Here is a 20179-nt window from a genome sequence, read left to right on the forward strand (position 1 = left end):
AGGCGCTCGACCGCGCGGATGGCGCGTGGGGTCAGGATCTTGTCCTTCGTGACCAGTGTGCCATCCACATCGGCCAGCACCAGCCTGATCTGGCCTGCCGGTGTTCCGGCTGCGTCGTGGGGCATGTTGCCTCTCCCTTCTGTGCCGCGCGCCTCAGGGGCGGGGCAGGACAAAGTTTTCCATCGCGTAGGCCCAGCCATCATCGGTATTGGGCCGGGTCACGAAACGGGCATGGGCCTTGACGTTATCAAGCGCGTTGCCCATCGCGATGCTGACCCCCGCTTCCTTCAGCATGGGGATGTCGTTGTTCATATCCCCGATGCATGCCGTATCCCGGATATCAATATCCAGCAATTTGGCCAGTTCTTTTGCCGCATAGCCCTTGTTCGCCTGCGGGTGCGTAATATCAAGGTAGATGGCCGAGGACTGGTGTACGCTCGCCTTCCCCCCCAGCATGTTTGCAAGGTCTCGTTCCACGCCCGGCAATGCTGCCGGGTCGCTGGCCACGCCCATGATCTTGCCCACATTGACATAATGACCGGCAAAATCATCCACCCGCACGGGCGTGGTCTGCACCACTTCGCTCTCATGGGCGACCTGTGGCGTGTCATCACGGCGCACCAGCCAGTCATGGCCGATGAACAGCCACGGCTCGACCCCGTGGTCGATCAGGAATTCAACCGCCCTTTGCGCCACCACCGGCTCAAGCGACAGGCGCTCGCGGATGGTGCCATCAGGCGCGCAGATCAGCCCGCCATTGAGCCCGGCGATGGGCTCGCGAATATCAAGGGCGCGGACGAACTGCATCATGCCGCGTGGGGCGCGGCTGCTGATGAGGCTGAGTTTTATGCCCGCCGCCCGCAGGTCGGCCGCCGCCTTGTGGGCTGCGGGGGTGATGACGCGCTCAGGCGTAATCAGGGTGCCATCAATATCGGACACCACAAGCCTGACGGCATGCGGGCGGGAGACGGGTGCGGTCATGGGCATCATCCAATCTTAAGCCAGTGGCGGTGGTCGCGGGCCAGCAGGGCATCGGCGGCTTCCGGCCCTTCGCTGCCGGCGGCGTAAAAGGCAAGGCTGTGGGCATCCTGCCCCCAGTCCAGCACCGGCTGCACGGCGCGCCAGCCTGCCTCGATATTGTCGGCGCGCTGGAACAGCGTGGCATCGCCGATCATGCAGTCATAGATCAGGGTCTCATAGCCCGTGCTCGGTCCTTCGCTGAACCATTCGGCGTAATCGAACTTCATGCGCACGCCCCCCAGCCTGACCGAGGGGCCGGGAATCTTGGCCGAGAACTGCATGGTCACCCCCTCGGTCGGCTGGATGTGGATGACCATGATATTGGGGGCCAGCTTGTCCACCGGCGTGTCACGGAACAGGGCATAGGGCGCGGACTTGAAGTGGATGGCGATCTCGGTCTTGCGCGCGGCCAGCCGCTTGCCGGTGCGCACGTAAAACGGCACCCCCGCCCAGCGCCAGTTGTCGATGCCGAATTTCATGGCCACATACGTCTCGGTCAGGGAATGGGGGTCAACGCCCGGCTCCTGCCGGTAGCCCGGCACGGCTTTTTTCCCCACCATGCCCGGCGCGTACTGCCCGCGCACCACATCGGCGGGGGCAAGGGGGTGGATGGCGTCGAGCACCTTGGTCTTTTCGTTGCGCACGGCATCGGCATCGAACGAGATGGGCGCTTCCATCGCCGTCATGGCCAGGAGCTGCATGACGTGGTTGGGCACCATGTCGCGCAGGGCGCCGGTGCCTTCATAGAATCTGGCGCGCTGTTCCACGCCCACGGTCTCGGCGGCGGTGATCTGGACGTGGTCGATGTTCTGGCGGTTCCAGAGCGGCTCGAAAAACCCGTTGGAGAAGCGCAGGGCGAGGATGTTCTGCACCGTCTCCTTACCCAGATAATGGTCGATGCGGTAGATCTGCTGCTCCTCGAGCGTGTTGAGCAGCCTTGTATTGAGTGCGATGGCCGATTGCAGGTCGTGGCCGAAGGGTTTTTCCACGATCACGCGGCGGAAGGCGTCCGGGCCTTCACACACCAGCCCCGCCTCGCCCAGCCGGTCCACGATCGGGCCGAAGAAGCGGGCCGCAACGGCAAGGTAGAAGATGCAGTTCTGCCCTGCCGTGACATCGGCTACGGCCTGATAGGTCTGCTCGGATTCAAAGTCGCCCTGCACGTAGCGGATGCGCGGCAGCATCCAGGCCCAGACATCCTCACGCAGCTTGACGGCCTCGGCCCCCCGGCGGGCGGTAAAATCCTCAAGGGCCGTGCGCACGTTCTCGCGCAGCTGCCCGTCGGTCAGGTCCGCGCGATCAACGGCCACGATGCCAAAGCCATCATCAAGCAGCCCGGCGCAGGCCAGGTTGTATATGGCAGGCAGCAGGAGGCGACGGGTCAGGTCGCCACCACCGCCAAAGATGACAAACGACCCCGGCGGACTGCGCCGGGGGGCGGCTTCATGGTGCGTATCGCCAACCTGCGAGACTGCCGAGGCAATAATGTTTTCCATTGTGCTGCTGTCCCTGAACTGTGTTCGCTATAATCCTCCCCCGGCTGTTCCGGTTGCAGTCATTAAGCGCTGTCATTTCATGGGGAACAGCCAGAGCCTGCCCCGATGCCTAGCATCCGGGCAGGCTGTCAGTTACCGGCCAGGCGTCGGGTCAGTTATTCGTACCCTCAATGTGACCGCCAAAGCCGAAACGCATGGCAGAGAGCATCTTCTCGGCAAAGTTGTTGCCGGTACGCGAGCGGAAGCGCGTGAACAGCGAGGCGGTGATGACGGGCACGGGCACCGCCTCCTCGATCGCGGCCTCGATGGTCCAGCGCCCCTCGCCGGAATCGGCCACGTCGCCCTTGTAGTCCGACAGGTCCGGATTGCCCGCCAGCGCGCTGGCCGAAAGGTCGAGCAGCCACGACGAGACCACGCTGCCGCGCCGCCACACCTCGGCAATGTCGGCCATGTTCAGGTCGAAACGCTGGTTCTCGGGCAGGGCATCGGTGTTCTTGGACTTCATCACGTCAAACCCTTCGGCGAAGGCCTGCATGATGCCGTATTCGATGCCGTTATGGACCATCTTCACGAAGTGGCCCGAACCCGCCGGGCCACAATGCAGGTAGCCCTGCTCGGCGCGCGGGTCGAAACCGGGCTTGTCGCGGCCCGGCGTGCGCGCGATGTCGCCAATGCCCGGTGCCAGGGCTGACAGGATGGGGTCGATATGGTCGGTGGCTTCCCTGGTGCCGCCGTACATCATGCAGTAGCCGCGCTCCAGCCCCCACACGCCGCCCGAGGTGCCGACATCAACATAGTCGATGCCCTTCTTGACCAGTTCGGCAGCACGACGGATGTCATCCTTGTAGAAGGAATTGCCGCCATCGATCACGATGTCGCCTTTCCCCATCAGCTTGCCGAGTTCCTGCACCGCCTGCTCGGTCACTTCACCTGCGGGCAGCATGAGCCAGATGATCTTGCGGCCCGTGAGCTTGCCCACCATGTCCGCAAGCCCGGTGGCGGCGGTGGCGCGGCCCCCTTCGGCCTGCGCGCAGACCTTGGCGGTAACGGCAGGATCACGGTCGAAGGCCACCACGTCATGGCCATGGCGGGTCAGGCGGATGGAAATGTTGCCGCCCATCTTGCCAAGGCCAACAATACCGATTTGCATGATCTAACACTCCTGGAAGCGGGATAGGCCTGTAGTCCTATCCCCTCGAGGGCCATTTCCCAATGATCCCCATCAAAAAACCCGCCCCGCCAGGGGCGGGACGGGCATACGGTCGGCTCAGACCGCGTGGGCGATATCAAGCCCGAGTTTTTCAAGCCCTGCCTTCAGGTCGCCATGGATGTGCACCCGCAGCACGCGGCGGCCACGTTCGGCCAGCACCTCCATGTCGCCGCGCGCCTGGGCTTCCTTCACGATGCTGAAGGTATATTTCTCACCCGGCACCGGCAGGTTCACCTCATCATCGCAGGTGATCTGCACGAACACGCCCGTGTCAGGCCCGCCCTTGTAGGCCTGCCCCGTGGAATGCTGGAAACGGGGGCCGAATTCGGCCGCCGTTGCCAGCTTCAGCGCATCACGCAGGCCAAGCCGCGCCTTTTGGATCCATTCACGCGTGAAGGTGTCGCGGTCGATATAGGCCAGCAGGGCCACGTAATCACCGGCCTTTGCGCGTGCGAAATGCGCCTTGAGGATGGCCTCCGCCGTCTTGGCCCCGCCAAGCGCCTGCGCATTCTTCGGGTCGGCATAGAAGGCGAACGGTCCATCCTTGGCGAACGGCTCGTAAGGCGGGAGCTTGCCGGTCTCGTTATAGGCGGTGGTGATCTTCTTGGTCTCGATCTTCGATTCCTCGACATCGGGCTGGTTGAACGGGTTGATCCCGATCACCGCACCGGCCACCGCAGTCGCGAACTCCCAGCGGAAGAACTCCTCAAGCACCTGGCGGCGCTCATGCAGCTCGATGGTCACCACCGGCTCGCCTGCCTCGACCAGGGCCGCGAAGGCGGCATCCTGCCTGGGGCACGGGTCCTCGGCCAGGCGCAGGTAGGTGAACACGCGGTCCTTGCCATACACGCCCGGCTTGCCGATCGTCTCGTCATCGATGGGGATCAGGCCACGCCCGTCCTTGCCGGTCGATTCCGCAATGAGCTGCTCAAGCCACGCACCCATGTCGTAAATGCCGGGCGATGCGATAATGGTCACCTTGTCGCGGCCAAAGTCGCGGGCCGCCACGCCAAGCACCGCACCGAGCACCACGCCGGGGTTCTGCGCGGGAGGCACGGAGGCCGCACATGACTTCTCGCCACGCTGGGCGGATTCGAGCAGCAGTTTCAGCGGCAGGCCTGCCACGGCGGCAGGCACCATGCCGAAATCGGACAGCACGGAGTAGCGGCCCCCGATCTGCTTCTCGCCGTAGAAGATTTTCCAGAAGCCGTCCTTCTTCGCCACGTCTTCCATGTGCGAGCCGGGATCGGTCACGGTGATGAAGTGCGAGCCGACCTTGTCGCCCAGTACCTTTTTCGCCTGATCGAAGAAATAGGCCTTGAGGATGTTGGGCTCCAGCGTGCCGCCGGACTTGGACGAGACGATGAACAGCGTCTTGCTGATATCGATCTTTTTCTCGAAGTCACGCACCTGCTGCGGGTCGGTGCTGTCGAGCACGTAGAGATGCGGGAAGCCCTCATGCTTGCCGAAGGTCTGGGCCAGCACTTCCGGCCCGAGGCTCGAGCCGCCCATGCCCAGCAAGAGCGCATCGCGGAAGCCGCGCGCCTTCACCTCGGCCTGGAAATCCTCGAACTTGGACAGCGCCGCCACCTGGTCATCGGTGATGTCGAGCCATTTCAGCCAGCTTGCCTCGTCCTTGCCGGTCCAGACGGTGGCGTCCTTGTCCCACACGCGGCGCACGGTGCCGTCCTTGCGCCAGGCTTCCAGCTCCGCATCGACCGCCTTTTGCAGGTCGGCAGGCAGCTTGAGCGCGGTGGAGGTGACCTTCTTGCCCAGGAACGCCGCCTGCTTGGCCGCGACCGAGCCGAGCAGGTCGTCAAACGCATCGGCAAAGGAGGCAACGCCTTCATCGACCAGCTTGCGCGTGACACCATCAAGGTCGAGGCCAAGGCTCTTTGCCTCATCGAGCACCCGCAGCGCGCCCGCCACGTCCTGGGTCAGCGTCTCAGCCACCTTGCCGTGCTCACGGAAGGCATCGAAGGTTGCGGGCGGAATGGTGTTGACCGTGTCGGGGCCGATCAGGCCATCGACATACACCACGTCGCTATAGGTCTTGTCCTTGGTGCCGGTGCTCGCCCACAGCAGGCGCTGCGGGTTGGCGCCTGCCTCGGCCAGCTTCTTCCAGCGCGGGCTTGCGGTCACTTCGCGCCAGTATTCATAGGCCGCCTTGGCGTTGGCGATGGCGACCTTGCCGCGCAGGGCCTTGAGTTCGGCGGAATGCTTGTCGCCTGCGGCCACGCGGGCGTCGATTTCCTTGTCGATCTTGACATCGATGCGGCTGACGAAGAAGGACGCGACCGAGGCGATGCCCTTCACGCTCTCACCACGGCCCAGGCGGTCTTCCAGCCCGGTGATGTAGGCTTCGAGCACCTTTTTATACGCATCGATGGAGAAGAGCAGGGTGACGTTGATGCTCAGCCCTTCGGCAATGGCGGCGCGGATGGCGGGAACGCCTTCCTCCGTGCCGGGAATCTTGATCATGAGGTTGCGGGCGCCGACCGCTTTCCACAGGCGCAGCGCCTCGTGCAGCGTGCCCTTGGTGTCGCGTGCAAGGTAGGGCGAGACCTCGAGGCTGACATAACCGTCAAGCCCCTTCGTCTGTTCATAGACGGGGTAGAGCACCTTGGCCGCGGCCCGGATGTCATCAATGGCGAGCAGTTCGTACAGCGCGCCCGCGTCAAGCACATGATGTGCCAGCACATCGCGGATCTGGGCATCGTAATCGGTGCCCTGGCCCATCGCCTTCTGGAAGATGGCGGGGTTGGAGGTCACACCCTTGAGGCCGTCTTCCTCGACCAGCTTCTTCAGGCTGCCATTCTTGGTATAGGAGCGCTGGATGAAGTCCAGCCAGGGGGACTGACCCAGACGCGCCAGTTCCTTTAATGGGTTTTCAGCACCAGATTCACGCGCACTCATTGACTGTGCTTCCTTTATTTTTCAGCAATGCGGCAAACCCGCACGGCCAATACTACTTTGCTCAAAAACACGACAGGCAGGACTGGGTGTCCTGCCTGCCTGCGTGTTCTTTTATTTTCCGGCCTGCCTGCGGGCGGCGGCCACCACGGCATCCACCGTGAAACCAAACTTCACTTCCAGTTCGCCCGCCGGGGCGGAAGCGCCAAAACCGTGCATGACAATCGTCTCGCCCGCAAGGCCGGTGTAACGGTCCCAGCCAAGCTGTGCCGCCTGCTCGACGGCAACACGGGCGGTGATGTCTGGCGGCAGCACGCTGTCGCGGTAGGTCTTGGGCTGTGCCTCGAACAGATCCCATGACGGCATGGACACAAGGCGCACCTTGATGCCCTCCGCCTTCAGCTTTTCTGCCGCCTTGATGATCAGTCCCACTTCGCTGCCTGTCGCCATAAGGATGACATCGGGACGACCATCCGCATCTGCAAGGACATAGGCCCCTTTTGCCAGCCCCGATGCAGGCGCATAGGTCTTGCGGCAGATGGTGGGCAGGTTCTGGCGGCTCAGGGCCAGCACGCTGGGGCGGTCGGTAATACGGACCAGCGTGCGCCAGGCTTCGGCCACTTCATTGGCATCGGCGGGGCGCAGCACCGTAACACCCGGAGTGGCGCGCAGCTGGGCCAGCTGCTCGATGGGCTGGTGGGTCGGCCCATCCTCGCCCACGCCGATCGAGTCATGGGTGAAGATATAGGTCACCGGCAGCTTCATCAGCGCGGAAAGGCGGATGGGCGGCTTCATGTAGTCAGAGAAGATCAGGAAGCCCGAGCAGTAGGCCCGGATGCCATACAGCGCGAGACCGTTGCTGACCGAGCCCATGGCATGCTCGCGCACGCCAAAATGCAGGTTGCGCCCGCCATAGGTGCCCCCCCATTGCGGCGGCTGGAAGTCGCCCGCGCCCTCGAACGTCAGGTGCGTCTTGGTGGAAGGCGAAAGGTCCGCCGAGCCGCCGATCAACCACGGGTAGTTCTTGGCAATGGTGTTGAGCACCTTGCCCGAGCTTGCGCGCGAGGCAACGCCCTTGGCATCCACGTCAAAGACCGGGATGTCCTTGTCCCACCCTTCGGGCAGGGTGCCCGCGAAGATGTGGTCAAGCTGTGCGGCCTCGGTGGGGTATTTGGCGCGGTAGGCGGCAAACAGTTCGTTCCACGCCTTGCTTGCTGCAGCCCCGCGCGTGGCGATGCCTGCGCGGAAATGCTCGGTCACGCCTTCAGGCACATAGAAGCTCTTGTCTTCCGGCCAGCCGTAGAATTTCTTGGTCTCGCGGATTTCCTCAGCACCCAGCGGCGAGCCATGCGCTTCCGCCGTGCCGGCAAGGTGTGGCGCGCCCCAGCCGATGATGGAGTGGACGATGATCAGCGTGGGCCGTGACGTCTCGGCCTTCGCCTCGGCCAGCAGGCGGCGCAGGTCGCCGGTGTCGTTGGCGTCCTTGAGTTCAAGCACGTGCCAGCCATAGGCCTCGAAGCGCTTGTGCACGCTCTCGGTAAAGGCGATGTTGGTCGAGCCCTCGATGGAAATATGATTGCTGTCATAGATCCATGTCAGGTTGCCCAGCCTGAGGTGCCCTGCGATGGAGGCCGCCTCGCTGGCAACGCCTTCCATGTTGTCGCCATCGCCGCACAGCGTATAGACATGGTGGTCAAACAGCGTGAAGCCGGGGCGGTTGTAGCGCTCGGCCAGCCATTTTTCCGCCATGGCCATGCCCACCGAGTTGCCGCAGCCCTGGCCCAGCGGGCCGGTCGTGGTCTCGACACCTGCGGTGTGGTGATATTCCGGGTGGCCGGGAGTGAGCGAGTCAAGCTGGCGGAACTGCTCGAGGTCTTCAAGCGTGAGCGCCGGGCGGTCATTGGTGACCCCGCCGGGGCGCACATCGCGGATACCGGCAAGGTAGATGAGCGAGTAAAGCAGCATCGAGGCATGGCCGACCGAGAGCACGAAGCGGTCGCGGTTGGGCCAGAGCGGTTCGGCCGGGTCATAGTTCAGCACGTCGCGCCACAGCGCGTAGCCCACGGGTGCCAGCGCCATCGGCGTGCCGGGGTGGCCGGAATTCGCTTTCTGCACCGCGTCCATGGATAGCGTGCGAATCGTGTTGATGCACAGCGTATCGATATTGGTGGGCATGCCGCCACCTCCTTCAGGAGCCATGAGGGGGGATGTGTACAAGGAACGCATGAGGGACCGGCCTCCTTACAGCCATGGTTGTTGTTCCGACCAAACCGGGCCGCGTGCCGGAAGCCGACAACCCTTCTTGTTATTCTTTCCGCGCTACCCGCACCCGCCCGCCCCGCATGCACGCGCGCAGCGGGAAGGCGCAGGGATAAAGGCTTTTCACGGCGCGTACCTTCTCACGACCTTCGGGACGGAACAAGCCATCTCATCAAGCCGTTATCCAATCCACGCCCTGGCGGCCCGGCAGGCACGCATAGGTGCCAGCGCATGCGCCCGCCCCCGGTTCCGCCCGACCGCGCCCGCAGGCAGGGAATTTGACACAGGGCCACCCGCCCGTTCACCTGTTGCCCCTGGATACGCCGGCAGATGGAGACCCACGCATGCCCCAGCCACCCGCCAGCGACCACACGGATGGCACGCATTTTTTCAACCCGCCCGCCATCTGCCCCGAGGGCACGCAGCCCGGCCGCCTGCGGCGGCTCGCCATTCTCGAATGGCAGTGGAACCGCCCGAAATCGGACTGGCCGGCCTGGATTGAAAATCCCACCCCCACCGGCGACCCGCACACCCTGCCCGCGCCCGACACGGTGCAGCTGACCTTTATCGGCCACAGCACCTTTCTCATCCGCCTGCCCCGGCCCGATGGCACGGCGCTCACCATCCTGACCGACCCGATCTTTTCGCAACGCTGCTCCCCGCTGCCCTTCCTGGGGCCCAAGCGGGTGCGCGCGCCCGGCCGCAGGCTGGCCGACCTGCCACGCATCGACATCGTGCTGGTCTCGCACGCGCATTACGACCACATGGACCTGCCCAGCCTGCGCGCCATCGCGCGCCGTGGCGACAACCCGCTGGTGGTCACGCCGCTCGCCAATGCGCGCTTCATGCGCAGGACCGGGCTTAAGCGCATCATGGAACTGGACTGGTGGCAGGCGGTAGCCGCCGGCGGCATCCACATCACCTGCACGCCTGCCCGCCACGGCGCGGCCCGCACGCCCTTTGACCGCAATACCAGCCTGTGGGGCGGCTTCATGCTGCGTGACGAGGCCGGCCACCAGCTGTTCTTTGCAGGCGACACCGCCGATGGCCGCCACTGGCGCCTGATCCGCCAGCGCCTTGGCGCGCCCGATATCGCGCTCCTGCCCATTGGCGCGTATGAGCCGCGCGCGCTGATGGAGCGCGTGCACACCACCCCGGAGGAGGCGCTGTCGGGCCTGCGCCAGCTTGGCGCGCGACACGGGATCGGCATGCATTTCGGCACCTTCCGCCTGACGGATGAACCCATGGACGAGCCGGTCCAGCGCCTTGCAAAAGCCGTGCGCGACGCGGGCCTGCCGCCCGATACGATGGGCATCATGGCCCATGGCGCGTGTCGTGGCATTGCGTGGGATCAGCCCGGTGATGCATGATTGCCCGATGTTCTTTTCAGCCGAACCGTCCTATGATCACCCGCTCATGACGGGACCGGCCTCCGCCCCCGTTTCGCGCAATCCGACCAGCCAGGCAGGCACATGAGCAAGACAATCGCCCACGGCGACCCCGCCGCCGACGCACCCGAATCCTTCAGCAACGCGGAAATCGAGACCCTGTTCCTCTCCGCGGCACGGGATGGGCAGACGGATCTCGTTACCGAATTCCTCAAGGCGGGCATCAACCCCGATACCCGCAACGACAAGGGCTACACCGCACTGATCCTGGCTGCCTATAACGGCCATGAACCCACCGTGCGCGCCCTGCTGGAAGGCGGCGCCAGCCCCGACCTGCAGGATGCCAAGGGGGCGACTGCGCTCGCGGGCGTGGCCTTCAAGGGCGACCTGCCATGCGCGCGCGTGCTCGTGGCGCATGGCGCGGGCATTGACGTGCCCAATTTCGTCGGCCGCACGCCGCTGATCTTTGCAGTGATGTTCAACCGCGACCCCATGGTCACCTTCCTGCTTGAACACGGCGCCAACCCCGACCTGCGCGATGGCGAGGGCATCAGTGCGCGCCTGTTCGCCACCCGGCAGGGCAACACCGCCCTGCTCGAGGCCATGAAGCATACGGCCACCGCCCCGCAGGGCTGAACCACGCCCGTTTTTTCATCCCCTTGCCACCGCCACGGCCCCGGTTGCCGTGGCGTATTTTCATGTTCATGACCTTGTGGAATTCGCCCCGATGAGCCGTTTCTGGAGCCCGATCGTACACAGCCTGACCCCGTATGTGCCGGGCGAGCAGCCCAGGATGGCCAACCTGATCAAGCTGAATACCAACGAGTGCCCGTACGGCCCCTCACCCAGAGTGCTCGAGGCCATCAGGGCGGCGACCAACGACACGCTGCGCCTCTACCCCGACCCCACGGCCCACGGCCTGTGCACGGCCATTGCCACCGCGCATGACGTGCCGGTGGACCATGTGTTCGTGGGCAATGGCTCGGACGAGGTACTTGCCCATGCCTTTCAGGGGCTGCTCAACCATGAGGCTCCCCTGCTCTTCCCCGACATTACCTACAGCTTCTACCCCGTCTATTGCGGGCTGTATGGCATACGCCATGAGACCGTGCCGCTTGACGGGGCGATGGGCATCGACATCGCGGCCTATCGCAGGCCGTGTGGCGGCATCATCCTGCCCAACCCCAACGCGCCCACCGGCATCGCCCTCGGGCTGGAGGCCATACGCACCCTGCTGCGCGACCACCCCGATGCGGTGGTGGTGGTGGATGAAGCCTATGTTGATTTCGGGGCCGAGACGGCCATACCCCTCGTAGCAGAACACCCCAACCTGCTCGTGGTGCGCACGCTCTCCAAATCAAGCGCGCTGGCGGGGCTGCGGGTGGGCTATGCCATTGGCCAGCCTGACCTGATCGCAGCCCTGACCCGCGTCAAGGACAGTTTCAACTCCTATCCGCTTGACCGCCTGGCGCAGGTAGGTGCCATTGCCGCGATTGAAGATCGGGAATGGCTTGCAAACACCAGCGCCAGGATCATAAGCTCACGCGACAGGCTGACAGACAGCCTGGGAAAGATGGGGTTCGAGGTCCTGCCATCACGGGCGAATTTCGTATTCGCCCGGCATCCGGACCGTGACGGCGCACAGCTTGCCGCAGCCCTGCGGGCGCGGGCGATCATTGTGCGTCATTTCCGGACCCCGCGCATTGCACAATGGCTCCGCATCACCATTGGCACGGAGGCCGAATGCCAGGCCCTGATACAGGGGCTGGCCGACGTGCTTGCGCTGAACGAGGGGTAACCCCCCGGTTCATCATGCATCGCGCTGCCACCCGTCCCACTCGGGCCGGGCAGGCGTGGTGCGTGCTGCGCCTCTTTCCATAATACGGTTAACAACTCATTTCCTGGACCACAGGTCCACAGGATCCTTATCATGCGCGCATTCCACGGACAGATGTCCGATAACCAGCCGATCCGTCGCACCCTTGCCGAAAAGCAGAAGCAGTTGCGCGACCTGCGCGAGACGCTGGCCTCCATGAAATCGCATACCGCACCCGCCCTGCGCGAAAGCGTACAGAAACGCATCCGCCAGCTTGAAAGCGAAGTGACAGCCGCCCCTGCCCTCAAGACAGCCGACCGGCGCAACACACAGGTGGCGGCACCGGGGGGCGCCGACCGCCCGCGCTCCCCGCGCAGGCGGCCTGAACGCAACCTCTGATCCATAGGAAAAGGCCGGAGCCCACAGGGTTCCGGCCTTTTTCATATCGTCACGCCGGGCGTCAGACCCACAATCAAAAGTTTCTGGGTGCCGACTTTTTTCAAAAAGGCAGTGTTTTTCTTAAGCTTTTTGAAAAAAGCGTCCCCAAAAACTTCTGATTTTTGCGATACGCCATAAAAAACGGGCCTGCCCCTTCATGGGGGCAGGCCCGCTTGACCCACAGGCCCCTGAAGGCGCCTGCGGGGCAGGAAAAGTGGATGGATCAGTGACCCAGCGTCACTTCCTCCGCCACGTCACCGCGGGCCGCGGCTTCATCAATGTAGCGGCGGGCTTCGGGCGAGACCGTCAGCACCAGCGTCAGCGCGGCCGAGGCCACATACAGGCCACAGAAGATCCAGATGATCCCCTCGATGCCGTGCCAGCTTTCGAACCACGTCACGATGGCCGGGCCAACCCAGGTGCTCGCACCCGCGCCCAGACCCAGGGCGGACAGGGCAGCGGCCTTTTCCTTCGGGCAGATCTGCGGCACCAGGCCAGACAGCGGCACGAAGGCGGCAATAGTGGCGCCATACAGCGCGCCCATCACGGCGGCGATGGCGAAGTTGCCGGGGAACATCTGCGGCACGTAGTAGAACAGCGGCACCGTGATCGCGGCACCAACACAGCCGAACAGGGCGACAACGGTGCGGTGGCCCAGACGGTCCGCCGTGATGCCGGACACGAGGTTCACCAGGATGTTCGACAGGAAGATGATCGACAGGAGCTGCAGCCACTGCGACAGCGAGAAGCCGATGACCTTGGTGAAGAACGCCGGCATGATCACCAGGAACGCATATTCCGACGACGTGTTGATGGTGCGCACGATCATGGCGACAAACGTCTTGGGCTCACGCCACAGGATGCTGATCGAACTGAAGAAGATCGTAGCCGGCTTGGTACCCACGGGGGCCAGGCGGCGCGAGCCGATGGGCTCACGCGTCATGAGCAGGGCCAGCAGGCCACCAAACATGACCAGACCCAGCGAGGACCAGAACGTCGCCATCTCGCCGATCAGCGGAATGGAGAAGCTGGCGAACAGCGAACCCAGCGTGGGCAGCCCGCCCGAGAACGCGAACCAGAACCACCCGGCAGCCGAGCCAAGCTGGCGCGGCGGCGTTGCAGCCGCGATCCACACCAGGAAGCCATAGGTGAACAGCGGGTAGCCAAAACCGCGCATGGTGTAGGCGGCCAGCATGATGGGATAGCTGTTGACGGCCACGCCAAAGGTCAGGAACACGACCTCGAACACGCCCCAGATGGCAAGGCCGATCCACATGACCCGCTTGGGGCCCCACAGGTCGGACAGTGGCCCCGAAGCCCAGGAGGACAGGGAGACGGTCACGCCATAGATGGTGAACAGAAGCGCCGTATTGCGCGATGAAATGCCCTGCCCCTCAAGATAGGGCGCCAGGTAGCCGGCCTCGACACCATCACCGATCATGAAGAACAGCAGACCGACGAACCCCCAGAACAGGGGGGCCGGAATGCCAAGCCGATCGGCCAGGGACGTTGATTCGGACAGATTGTCTGTCTGTTTCAAGGGGAGAGTCTCCTCTTTCACAGGCAGCCGACACGAAAACGAGCGGCCCCGCCTCATTGCGGAGCGTCGATGCAGGCTGCGTCCGCACAGTCCGGCTTTCCGGAAACACCAGTGCGGAACTCAGTTTCACAAGTCGGGCGTGCAACCACCCGTGCGGGTCACGACCATGAGGGGCAGGCAGGCGGCACAAGCGCCAAAACGCCAGCGCATCATGCCTGGCAGACCTGCTGTTCATGCGTGTGACCAGCCGCAAGTCGTCAATCCGGCAGGAAAACGCGCCCCTAGGCGCGGCTTTCATAGCAATGCGATGAAAAAACACATAAAGCGCACCGAAAAACGCGCACGATGCCGTGATTTCCCAGCGCCGGAAAGACCATGAATTGGCCAGATATACAAAATCGTTTCAGTATCGAACGATTTCAAAATAACAGGATAGTTTCTGACCTCCGCCAAAACACGAAAAATATATTCAGTGGGGATAATCTATACTAAAAAAGTCTCGTGAATGTAAGGGAATTTTCGAAATTTTGACACGATTCCGATTTCTTCCTTATTATATCAATAACTTTCAGATGATATTTTTATGCATGGACCGCATGCATCGCCCACCACCCCCACCTTTCGCGCCGGGTGGGTTCCTGCCATAGTCGGGGCCGCACCCCGGTGGGGCAGATGCGCCCGCGCTGCCCCTCGTGGTCGGGACAGGACAAACGGAACGGTCATGGTGAACATCAAGCTGTCTTTACGCCTCGCCGCGCTGCCGGTTGCATTGCTGCTTTCTTCTGCGGGCTTCAGCACGCTGGCCCATGGGCAGAGCCTGGCCACGCAGAAAGTGCAGCGCGCCATGGATGTGCTGCGCCTCAAGCCCGACCTGGCCAGCAAGGCGTGCCTCGACAAGCTTGACGACCTGCACAAGATGGAAAAGGTGATTGAGGAGGCGGGCGAGAGCGCGCACAACCCCAACCTGTCGCTGGCACATGACGTGATGGAATCCGACTACGAGGACGCCACCGAATCCTGCGTGCCCGATGCCGCCAAGCTGTGTGCCAGCCCCGGACCGCTTGCCAGCGCCAACCAGAAGAAACTGTGCGACTCGCTTGATGCGATCATGTCGGTTGATGGATCGGATGAAGGCGATGAAGCCGTCTCCGCCCCGCAGGGCACGTCATCAGACTGACCAGCCTTCAGCCATCCCGCTGAAACCATAGAAGTTCCTGGTTAAGCTTTTCCAGAAAGCTTCAAGAGAATGCCGCCTTTCTGAAAAAAAAGGCGGCACCCGAAACTTTCACCATTTCAAGGCAGTTGCGCCAGCAGGTGCAGCCCTTCGGCGCTGCCCAGCACGGCGGATTTTTCCGCCCGGTTGAGTTCGCGCACCGCCGTGGCCAGGTCAGGCGCCTCGCGCAGCTTGAGCAGCCCCACCAGCAGCGCCGGGTTGATCGGGTCGCCCCGCCTGCGCGGCGGCGGCAGCATGATCTCGTGCACCCGCAAAAGCCCCCCACGGGCGCGCAGGGCGGCAATGGCCTCCTGTATCGGGTGGCCTGCCATCTGGCCCATATAGGTCACGGCCTCATGCAGCACCGGCGGCGGGTCCGTCTCCTCGGGGATGAGCAGCAGCCGTGCGCGGCGCAGGGCCTGGCCTGCGGCTTCACTGCCGGTAAAGGCGGCAAGCGGAATGGCGCAGACCAGCCCCAGCGTGACCGGCAGCATCCATAAAAACAGCGGCAGCGACACGCTCCACGCTGCCCCCGCCAGTGCAAGGCCCAGCACCGTATGCACCCAGTACAGCCGCACGTTCTGCATGATCTGCAGGCCGCCCGCATCACGCCGCTGCGCATTCCAGCCGGAATCACGCCCCAGCAGGATGGACAGCACGCCCGCCGTCTGGATCATCATGGCAATCGGCGCGATCAGGCCGCCGATCAGCGTCTCGACCATAATGGAGGCCGCCGCCATGATCGCGCCACCGCAGCCCCGGCGCAGCGGACCATCAATGAGCAGCAGCATGTAGGCCAGGATCTTGGGGGCAAGCAGCACGATCATGGTGCCGATGAACATGTATTCCGCCTGCACGGGGTCAACATGCGGCCAGTGCGGGTAGAGCAGCTTGGTATCGCCAAAATATTCCGGCTTGTAGAAGCGGTTCTGCAGCGAGACCACAATGCCCACGAGCAGGAAAACCAGCCATAGCGGCGCCGTGACATAGGAGCCGATGCCCATGAGCATGTGCATACGGCTGACCCAGTGCAGCCCCCGCGCAGGCAGCACCTTGGCGTGCTGCAGGTTGCCCTGGCACCAGCGCCGATCGCGGATGGCGATATCGGTCAGCGAGGGCGGGCTTTCCTCATAGGAGCCCATCAGGGCGGGCACCATGTGAATGGCCCAGCCGCCACGGCGCATGAGGGCCGCCTCGACAAAGTCATGGCTCAGGATCGCCCCGCCAAAGGGCTTGCGGCCCGGCAGGTGCGGCATGCCCGCCTGCTCGGCAAAGGCTGCCGTGCGGATGACCGCGTTATGCCCCCAGTAATTGCCCTCCGACCCGTGCCACCAGGCAATGCCGTGGGCAATCAGCGGGCCATAAACGCGGCCTGCGAACTGCTGCATGCGCGCAAACAGCGTGCGCCCGTTCACGATCACCGGCAGGGACTGGATCAGGGCCACGCCGGGATTGTTTTCCATGGCCGAGGTCAGGCGCACGATCACGTCGCCCGACATGACGCTGTCGGCATCGAGCGTGATCATCTGCTGGTAGGCCGCGCCGTAATTGCGCACCCATTCGCCAATATTGCCGGCCTTGCGGTCGGTATTGACCGCGCGCCTGCGGTAGAACAGCCGCCCGCCCCAGCCCGTGGCGCGGCACAGGGCCATGTAGGCGGCTTCCTCCGCCACCCAGATGTCGGGGTCAGTCGTGTCGGACAGGATGAACACGTCAAACGCGCGTTCCTGCCGCGTGGCGCCCAGGCTGTCGATGGTGGCGCGCAGCCCGGCCATGACGCGGCCCGGATCTTCATTATAGGTGGGCATGAGCAGCGCCGTGCGGGTGGTGACCCGCGGCAGCGCGCCACTGCGCCTGATGCCAAGCCCAAGCCCGCCATGCGCCAGCATGGAGGCAAAGCCCGCCAGCGCCGAGGTAAAGGCCAGCGCGATCCACAGGAACAGCATGACGAACAGCAGCAGCATGACCATGCCCGCCACCGAGCGCTGCACGGCATTGAACACGAGGTCCATCTCGTAACCGGCCATGGCGGTCATGGCCACGGCGCCGCCAATCACCAGCAGCCGCCGCAGCCCGATCAGCCGCCACTCGGTGGTGGGCACCGGGGGGCGGCCATGCCGGTCGGGCTCGGCTTCGAGCGCGCGCACGGGCATGTCGAGCGGGGCTTCGGGCGGCAGGGCGGCCCAGCCCTGCGGCAGCAGGCTGGCAGGCGGCACGGGCCGGGCCGGGCGCGGTGGCGCCCCTATGGCGTCCATCGATAGACCCATTCTTCTGATACCGGGCCATTGTCATCGGCCAGCACGCAGTTCAGTTCCGCCACCTTGGCATCATTGGGGGCAAACTCGAACGTGCTGCGCCAGCCATGGATAGGCTCGACCGGCTCGACCACCACATTGCGGATTTCCCCCGCCGAGGTACGGCATTGCAGGTGGAAATGCGGGTTATCAGGCAGTTTGTCGAAGGGCGTGCCGGTAAAATCGAGATCGAAGAAGCGCGTATGCGAATCATCGGTCGCATCCCCCACGCGGGTCGCGGCGATGCGCGCAAGCTTCGTGGGCCAGGGCGTATCCCACCCCCAGTACATGCGGTAGGTGAACACATATTCACGGCCTGCCGCCAGCGGCTCCTGCGGGCGCCAGAACGAGACGATGTTGTCATTGACCTCGTTGGGGGTGGGGATTTCCACCAGGTCAACCGCCCCTGCCCCCCAGTCCCCGATCGGCTCGATCCATAGCGAGGGGCGCTTTTCGTAATTCAGCGCCACGTCCTCGAAGTCAGCAAAGGCACGCTTGCGCTGCATCAGGCCAAAGCCATGCGGCCGCACATCGGTAAAGGCGGAGAACTGCAGGTCACGCGGGTTGCGCAGCGGGCGCCACAACTGCTGGCCGCTGCCGGTCCACATGGAAAGCCCCTCGCTGTCATGGGCGGCGGGGCGCCAGTCATCCACGTGCGAGCGGTCATTGGCATCAAAATAGAACATGCCGGTAAGCGGGGCGATGCCAGACTCGGCAATCGCCTTGCGCGGGTAAAGCGAGGACTGCACGTCAAACACCGTGGTCTCGCCGGGGCGGATGGTAAAGCGGAACGCACCGGTGAGCGAGGGGCTGTCGAGCAGTGCATGCAGCACCACGCTATCCACGCCCGCTTTGGGCTTTTCCAGCCAGAAGGCACGGAACAGGGCGAATTCCTCGCCCGTCGGGTCGCCGGTGCCATTGGCGAAGCCACGGGCGGACAGGCCATAGGTCTGCCCCTTGGCCACGGCGCGGAAATAGGACGCGCCGAGAAAGACGCAGAACTCCTCCATCACGCCCGGCGTATTGATGGGCGCGCGCAGGCGCAGCCCGGCAAAGCCGATATCATCATTCACGCGCAGGGCGGGGTCGTTATAGGTAAACATGTCGGGGTTGAAGGCGATGGGGCGGCTCTGGCCATCAACCACCTCGTTCATGTCGATCCGGGGCGCGTACAGATAGCCACGGGGAAAGAACTCGACCTCGAAACCGAGGTTCTCGCCATGCCACAGCGCCTGCTCGGGGCGGTAGGCCATGGAATTGTACTGATCGAAATTCAGGTTGCGCAGGGCTGTGGGCAAGGACTGGGAAGGCGGCTGGTAAGCCTGCTGCGACAACTGGTGGGCCAGGGTGCGAACCGTGTTGGAATCAAAATTGCTGCTCTGGGTTGCCCTGGCTGCGCGTGGCGCGGCAAACCCCACGACCGACAGGGCGGACAGGGCCGTGCCCGCTTTCATGAAATTACGTCGTAACACCTAGTTCAACTCCAGTCCGTTCTTCTTTTCAGAAGTGCTGACACATTTATTCTTAATTTTTTACCACTGGGCAAAGGCACTTATGCCACAACCGTGATCAACAGTGCTGATGGCTTTTTCACGGCGTGGATGAACACATGCCTGCCAATGTTTCAAGTGGGCCCCGTACTGCCTCGCGCGCGGCCTGCTCGATTTCACGGTACAGGCGCAGCACCGCCTCCCCCTCCGCCGAAAGGCCGGCCCCGCCGCCGCCGCCCGGTCGCGCGCTGACCAGCGGGCGGGCAAAAGTGGTATTCATCGCCTCGACCAGCAGCCACGCCCGCCGGTAGGACATGCCCATGGCCCGTGCGGCCGCCGAGATCGAGCCGGTCTCGCCAATCTGCTCGAGCAGGCGGATCTTGCCATGCCCGAGCAGGGGCGTGCCATCGGCGTCGAGCCGCAAGGTCAGGCGCATCTGTGTCATGTTTTCCATACTCCCGGCAGGCCGCTATGATAATGGCCTCTTCTACCTGAAATATCCTTATCTGGAATGGATTTTTCCCATTATGTACCACCCTGCCCCCGCATCGGGGTCACCTTCGGCTTCATGGGCCCCGATGCAGCCGGGCCATCTGCCTGCTGTGGCAGCACTCGCCGCCCGGATGCACCCCGGCTGCCCCGAACGGGCGGAGGTGCTTGATGAACGCCGCAGCCTGTGCCCGGCGGGCTGCCAGGTATTGGTCAAGCCGGACGGGCAGGTGCGCGGCTACATGCTGAGCCACCCGTGGCACATGGCCCACCCGCCTGCGCTCGATACCCTTCTTGGCCGCCTGCCCGCCCGGCCCGACTGCTGGTATCTGCATGATATTGCTATCGATCCCGCGCTGCGCGGTCAGGGCCATGCCCATGCGGCGCTGCGCCATCTCGGTGCGCAGGCGCGCCTGCATGGCGTGAAATGGCTGGCCCTGATGGCCGCGGAAGGGGCGCGCGCGCTCTGGGCGCATCTGGGGTTTGCGCCAATACCTGAGGTGCCCGCCGCCATTACCGTAAGCTATGGCGCGGATGCCTGCCCCATGCGCCGGGCAGCGGACATATTTCAAAATAATAAAGGTCGCGAAACCTTTTGAAAAAAGCTGCACCA

At 63.9% G+C, this 20179-nt stretch carries 15 protein-coding genes and 1 pseudogene; 6 read left to right on the plus strand and 10 right to left on the minus strand.

Going from position 1 to position 20179, the window contains the following annotated elements; translation table 11 throughout:
• The 6 genes and pseudogenes from DV027_RS17910 to tkt form a co-directional block, all read right to left on the minus strand.
• A pseudogene (locus tag DV027_RS17910) lies at nucleotides 1-125 on the minus strand (Cof-type HAD-IIB family hydrolase); the annotation flags it as partial.
• Nucleotides 126-153: 28 nt separating this feature from the next.
• Nucleotides 154-990 carry a Cof-type HAD-IIB family hydrolase gene (locus DV027_RS11670; RefSeq protein WP_130732037.1) on the minus strand — a complete coding sequence of 279 codons (837 nt, stop codon included), beginning with the start codon at nucleotides 988-990 and terminating at the stop codon, nucleotides 154-156.
• Entirely contained in the window at nucleotides 987-2516 is a 1530-nt protein-coding gene (zwf, locus tag DV027_RS11675) for a glucose-6-phosphate dehydrogenase (RefSeq protein WP_130732039.1), read from the minus strand. The genes DV027_RS11670 and zwf overlap by 4 nt, the downstream gene beginning before the upstream one ends.
• Before the next feature lie 151 nt (nucleotides 2517-2667).
• On the minus strand, nucleotides 2668-3666 hold the full coding sequence (gnd, locus tag DV027_RS11680; protein WP_130732041.1) for a phosphogluconate dehydrogenase (NAD(+)-dependent, decarboxylating): 999 nt from the start codon (nucleotides 3664-3666) through the stop codon (nucleotides 2668-2670).
• Between the two features lie 117 nt (nucleotides 3667-3783).
• Nucleotides 3784-6642 (minus strand): bifunctional transaldolase/phosoglucose isomerase, encoded by a 2859-nt coding sequence (locus tag DV027_RS11685; RefSeq protein WP_130732043.1) that lies wholly within the window; start codon nucleotides 6640-6642, stop codon nucleotides 3784-3786.
• 111 nt (nucleotides 6643-6753) lie between these two features.
• Nucleotides 6754-8814, minus strand: coding sequence for a transketolase (gene tkt, locus DV027_RS11690; RefSeq protein ID WP_408884467.1), 2061 nt, complete (start codon nucleotides 8812-8814; stop codon nucleotides 6754-6756).
• A 428-nt stretch (nucleotides 8815-9242) separates the two neighbouring features.
• Here tkt and DV027_RS11695 point away from each other — a divergent pair, with 428 nt between their 5' ends.
• From DV027_RS11695 to DV027_RS11715, 4 genes are all read left to right on the plus strand, one after another.
• Nucleotides 9243-10268 (plus strand): MBL fold metallo-hydrolase, encoded by a 1026-nt coding sequence (locus DV027_RS11695; protein ID WP_130732047.1) that lies wholly within the window; start codon nucleotides 9243-9245, stop codon nucleotides 10266-10268.
• A gap of 102 nt (nucleotides 10269-10370) precedes the next feature.
• Nucleotides 10371-10922, plus strand: coding sequence for an ankyrin repeat domain-containing protein (locus DV027_RS11700; protein WP_130732049.1), 552 nt, complete (start codon nucleotides 10371-10373; stop codon nucleotides 10920-10922).
• 91 nt (nucleotides 10923-11013) lie between these two features.
• Nucleotides 11014-12084 (plus strand): histidinol-phosphate transaminase, encoded by a 1071-nt coding sequence (gene hisC / locus DV027_RS11705; RefSeq protein WP_130732051.1) that lies wholly within the window; start codon nucleotides 11014-11016, stop codon nucleotides 12082-12084.
• Nucleotides 12085-12216: 132 nt separating this feature from the next.
• Nucleotides 12217-12501 (plus strand): hypothetical protein, encoded by a 285-nt coding sequence (locus tag DV027_RS11715; protein ID WP_130732055.1) that lies wholly within the window; start codon nucleotides 12217-12219, stop codon nucleotides 12499-12501.
• A 262-nt stretch (nucleotides 12502-12763) separates the two neighbouring features.
• Here the strand turns inward: DV027_RS11715 and DV027_RS11720 are convergent, their stop codons facing one another.
• Nucleotides 12764-14080 (minus strand): MFS transporter, encoded by a 1317-nt coding sequence (locus tag DV027_RS11720; RefSeq protein ID WP_130732057.1) that lies wholly within the window; start codon nucleotides 14078-14080, stop codon nucleotides 12764-12766.
• Nucleotides 14081-14801: 721 nt separating this feature from the next.
• Between DV027_RS11720 and DV027_RS11725 the strand changes: the two genes are divergently transcribed.
• The gene (locus DV027_RS11725; RefSeq protein ID WP_242621874.1) at nucleotides 14802-15257 is read left to right on the plus strand and encodes a hypothetical protein; all 456 of its coding nucleotides are present in this window, start codon (nucleotides 14802-14804) and stop codon (nucleotides 15255-15257) included.
• 116 nt (nucleotides 15258-15373) lie between these two features.
• On the opposite strand, the gene mdoH is transcribed toward DV027_RS11725, so the two are convergent.
• From mdoH to DV027_RS11740, 3 genes are all read right to left on the minus strand, one after another.
• Nucleotides 15374-17548: a glucans biosynthesis glucosyltransferase MdoH gene (gene mdoH / locus DV027_RS11730; protein ID WP_130732059.1), complete on the minus strand. Its 2175-nt coding sequence runs from the start codon at nucleotides 17546-17548 to the stop codon at nucleotides 15374-15376.
• Nucleotides 17536-19041, minus strand: a complete 1506-nt coding sequence (locus tag DV027_RS11735; RefSeq protein WP_130732114.1) for an OpgD/OpgG family glucan biosynthesis protein — start codon at nucleotides 19039-19041, stop codon at nucleotides 17536-17538. Before DV027_RS11735 ends, mdoH begins: the two co-directional genes overlap by 13 nt.
• 136 nt (nucleotides 19042-19177) lie before the next feature.
• Complete coding sequence (locus DV027_RS11740; RefSeq protein ID WP_130732061.1) at nucleotides 19178-19522, minus strand: winged helix-turn-helix domain-containing protein; 345 nt, start codon at nucleotides 19520-19522, stop codon at nucleotides 19178-19180.
• Between DV027_RS11740 and DV027_RS11745 the strand changes: the two genes are divergently transcribed.
• Complete coding sequence (locus DV027_RS11745; RefSeq protein ID WP_242621875.1) at nucleotides 19521-20165, plus strand: GNAT family N-acetyltransferase; 645 nt, start codon at nucleotides 19521-19523, stop codon at nucleotides 20163-20165. The two genes, DV027_RS11740 and DV027_RS11745, sit on opposite strands and share 2 nt — an antisense overlap.
• Nucleotides 20166-20179 lie beyond the last annotated feature (14 nt).

This window comes from Komagataeibacter xylinus (assembly GCF_004302915.1).
GTDB classification, from domain to species: domain Bacteria; phylum Pseudomonadota; class Alphaproteobacteria; order Acetobacterales; family Acetobacteraceae; genus Komagataeibacter; species Komagataeibacter xylinus_C.

Coding starts and splice junctions, on each gene's coding strand:
- DV027_RS11740 (WP_130732061.1), bottom strand. CDS start 19,522: ATGACACAGATGCGCCTGACCTTGCGGCTCGACGCCGATGGCACGCCC.
- DV027_RS11670 (WP_130732037.1), bottom strand. CDS start 990: ATGATGCCCATGACCGCACCCGTCTCCCGCCCGCATGCCGTCAGGCTT.
- gnd (WP_130732041.1), bottom strand. CDS start 3,666: ATGCAAATCGGTATTGTTGGCCTTGGCAAGATGGGCGGCAACATTTCC.
- DV027_RS11700 (WP_130732049.1), top strand. CDS start 10,371: ATGAGCAAGACAATCGCCCACGGCGACCCCGCCGCCGACGCACCCGAA.
- hisC (WP_130732051.1), top strand. CDS start 11,014: ATGAGCCGTTTCTGGAGCCCGATCGTACACAGCCTGACCCCGTATGTG.
- tkt (WP_408884467.1), bottom strand. CDS start 8,814: ATGCCCACCAATATCGATACGCTGTGCATCAACACGATTCGCACGCTA.
- DV027_RS11715 (WP_130732055.1), top strand. CDS start 12,217: ATGCGCGCATTCCACGGACAGATGTCCGATAACCAGCCGATCCGTCGC.
- DV027_RS11685 (WP_130732043.1), bottom strand. CDS start 6,642: ATGAGTGCGCGTGAATCTGGTGCTGAAAACCCATTAAAGGAACTGGCG.
- DV027_RS11725 (WP_242621874.1), top strand. CDS start 14,802: ATGGTGAACATCAAGCTGTCTTTACGCCTCGCCGCGCTGCCGGTTGCA.
- DV027_RS11745 (WP_242621875.1), top strand. CDS start 19,521: ATGTTTTCCATACTCCCGGCAGGCCGCTATGATAATGGCCTCTTCTAC.
- DV027_RS11735 (WP_130732114.1), bottom strand. CDS start 19,041: ATGAAAGCGGGCACGGCCCTGTCCGCCCTGTCGGTCGTGGGGTTTGCC.
- DV027_RS11695 (WP_130732047.1), top strand. CDS start 9,243: ATGCCCCAGCCACCCGCCAGCGACCACACGGATGGCACGCATTTTTTC.
- mdoH (WP_130732059.1), bottom strand. CDS start 17,548: ATGGACGCCATAGGGGCGCCACCGCGCCCGGCCCGGCCCGTGCCGCCT.
- zwf (WP_130732039.1), bottom strand. CDS start 2,516: ATGGAAAACATTATTGCCTCGGCAGTCTCGCAGGTTGGCGATACGCAC.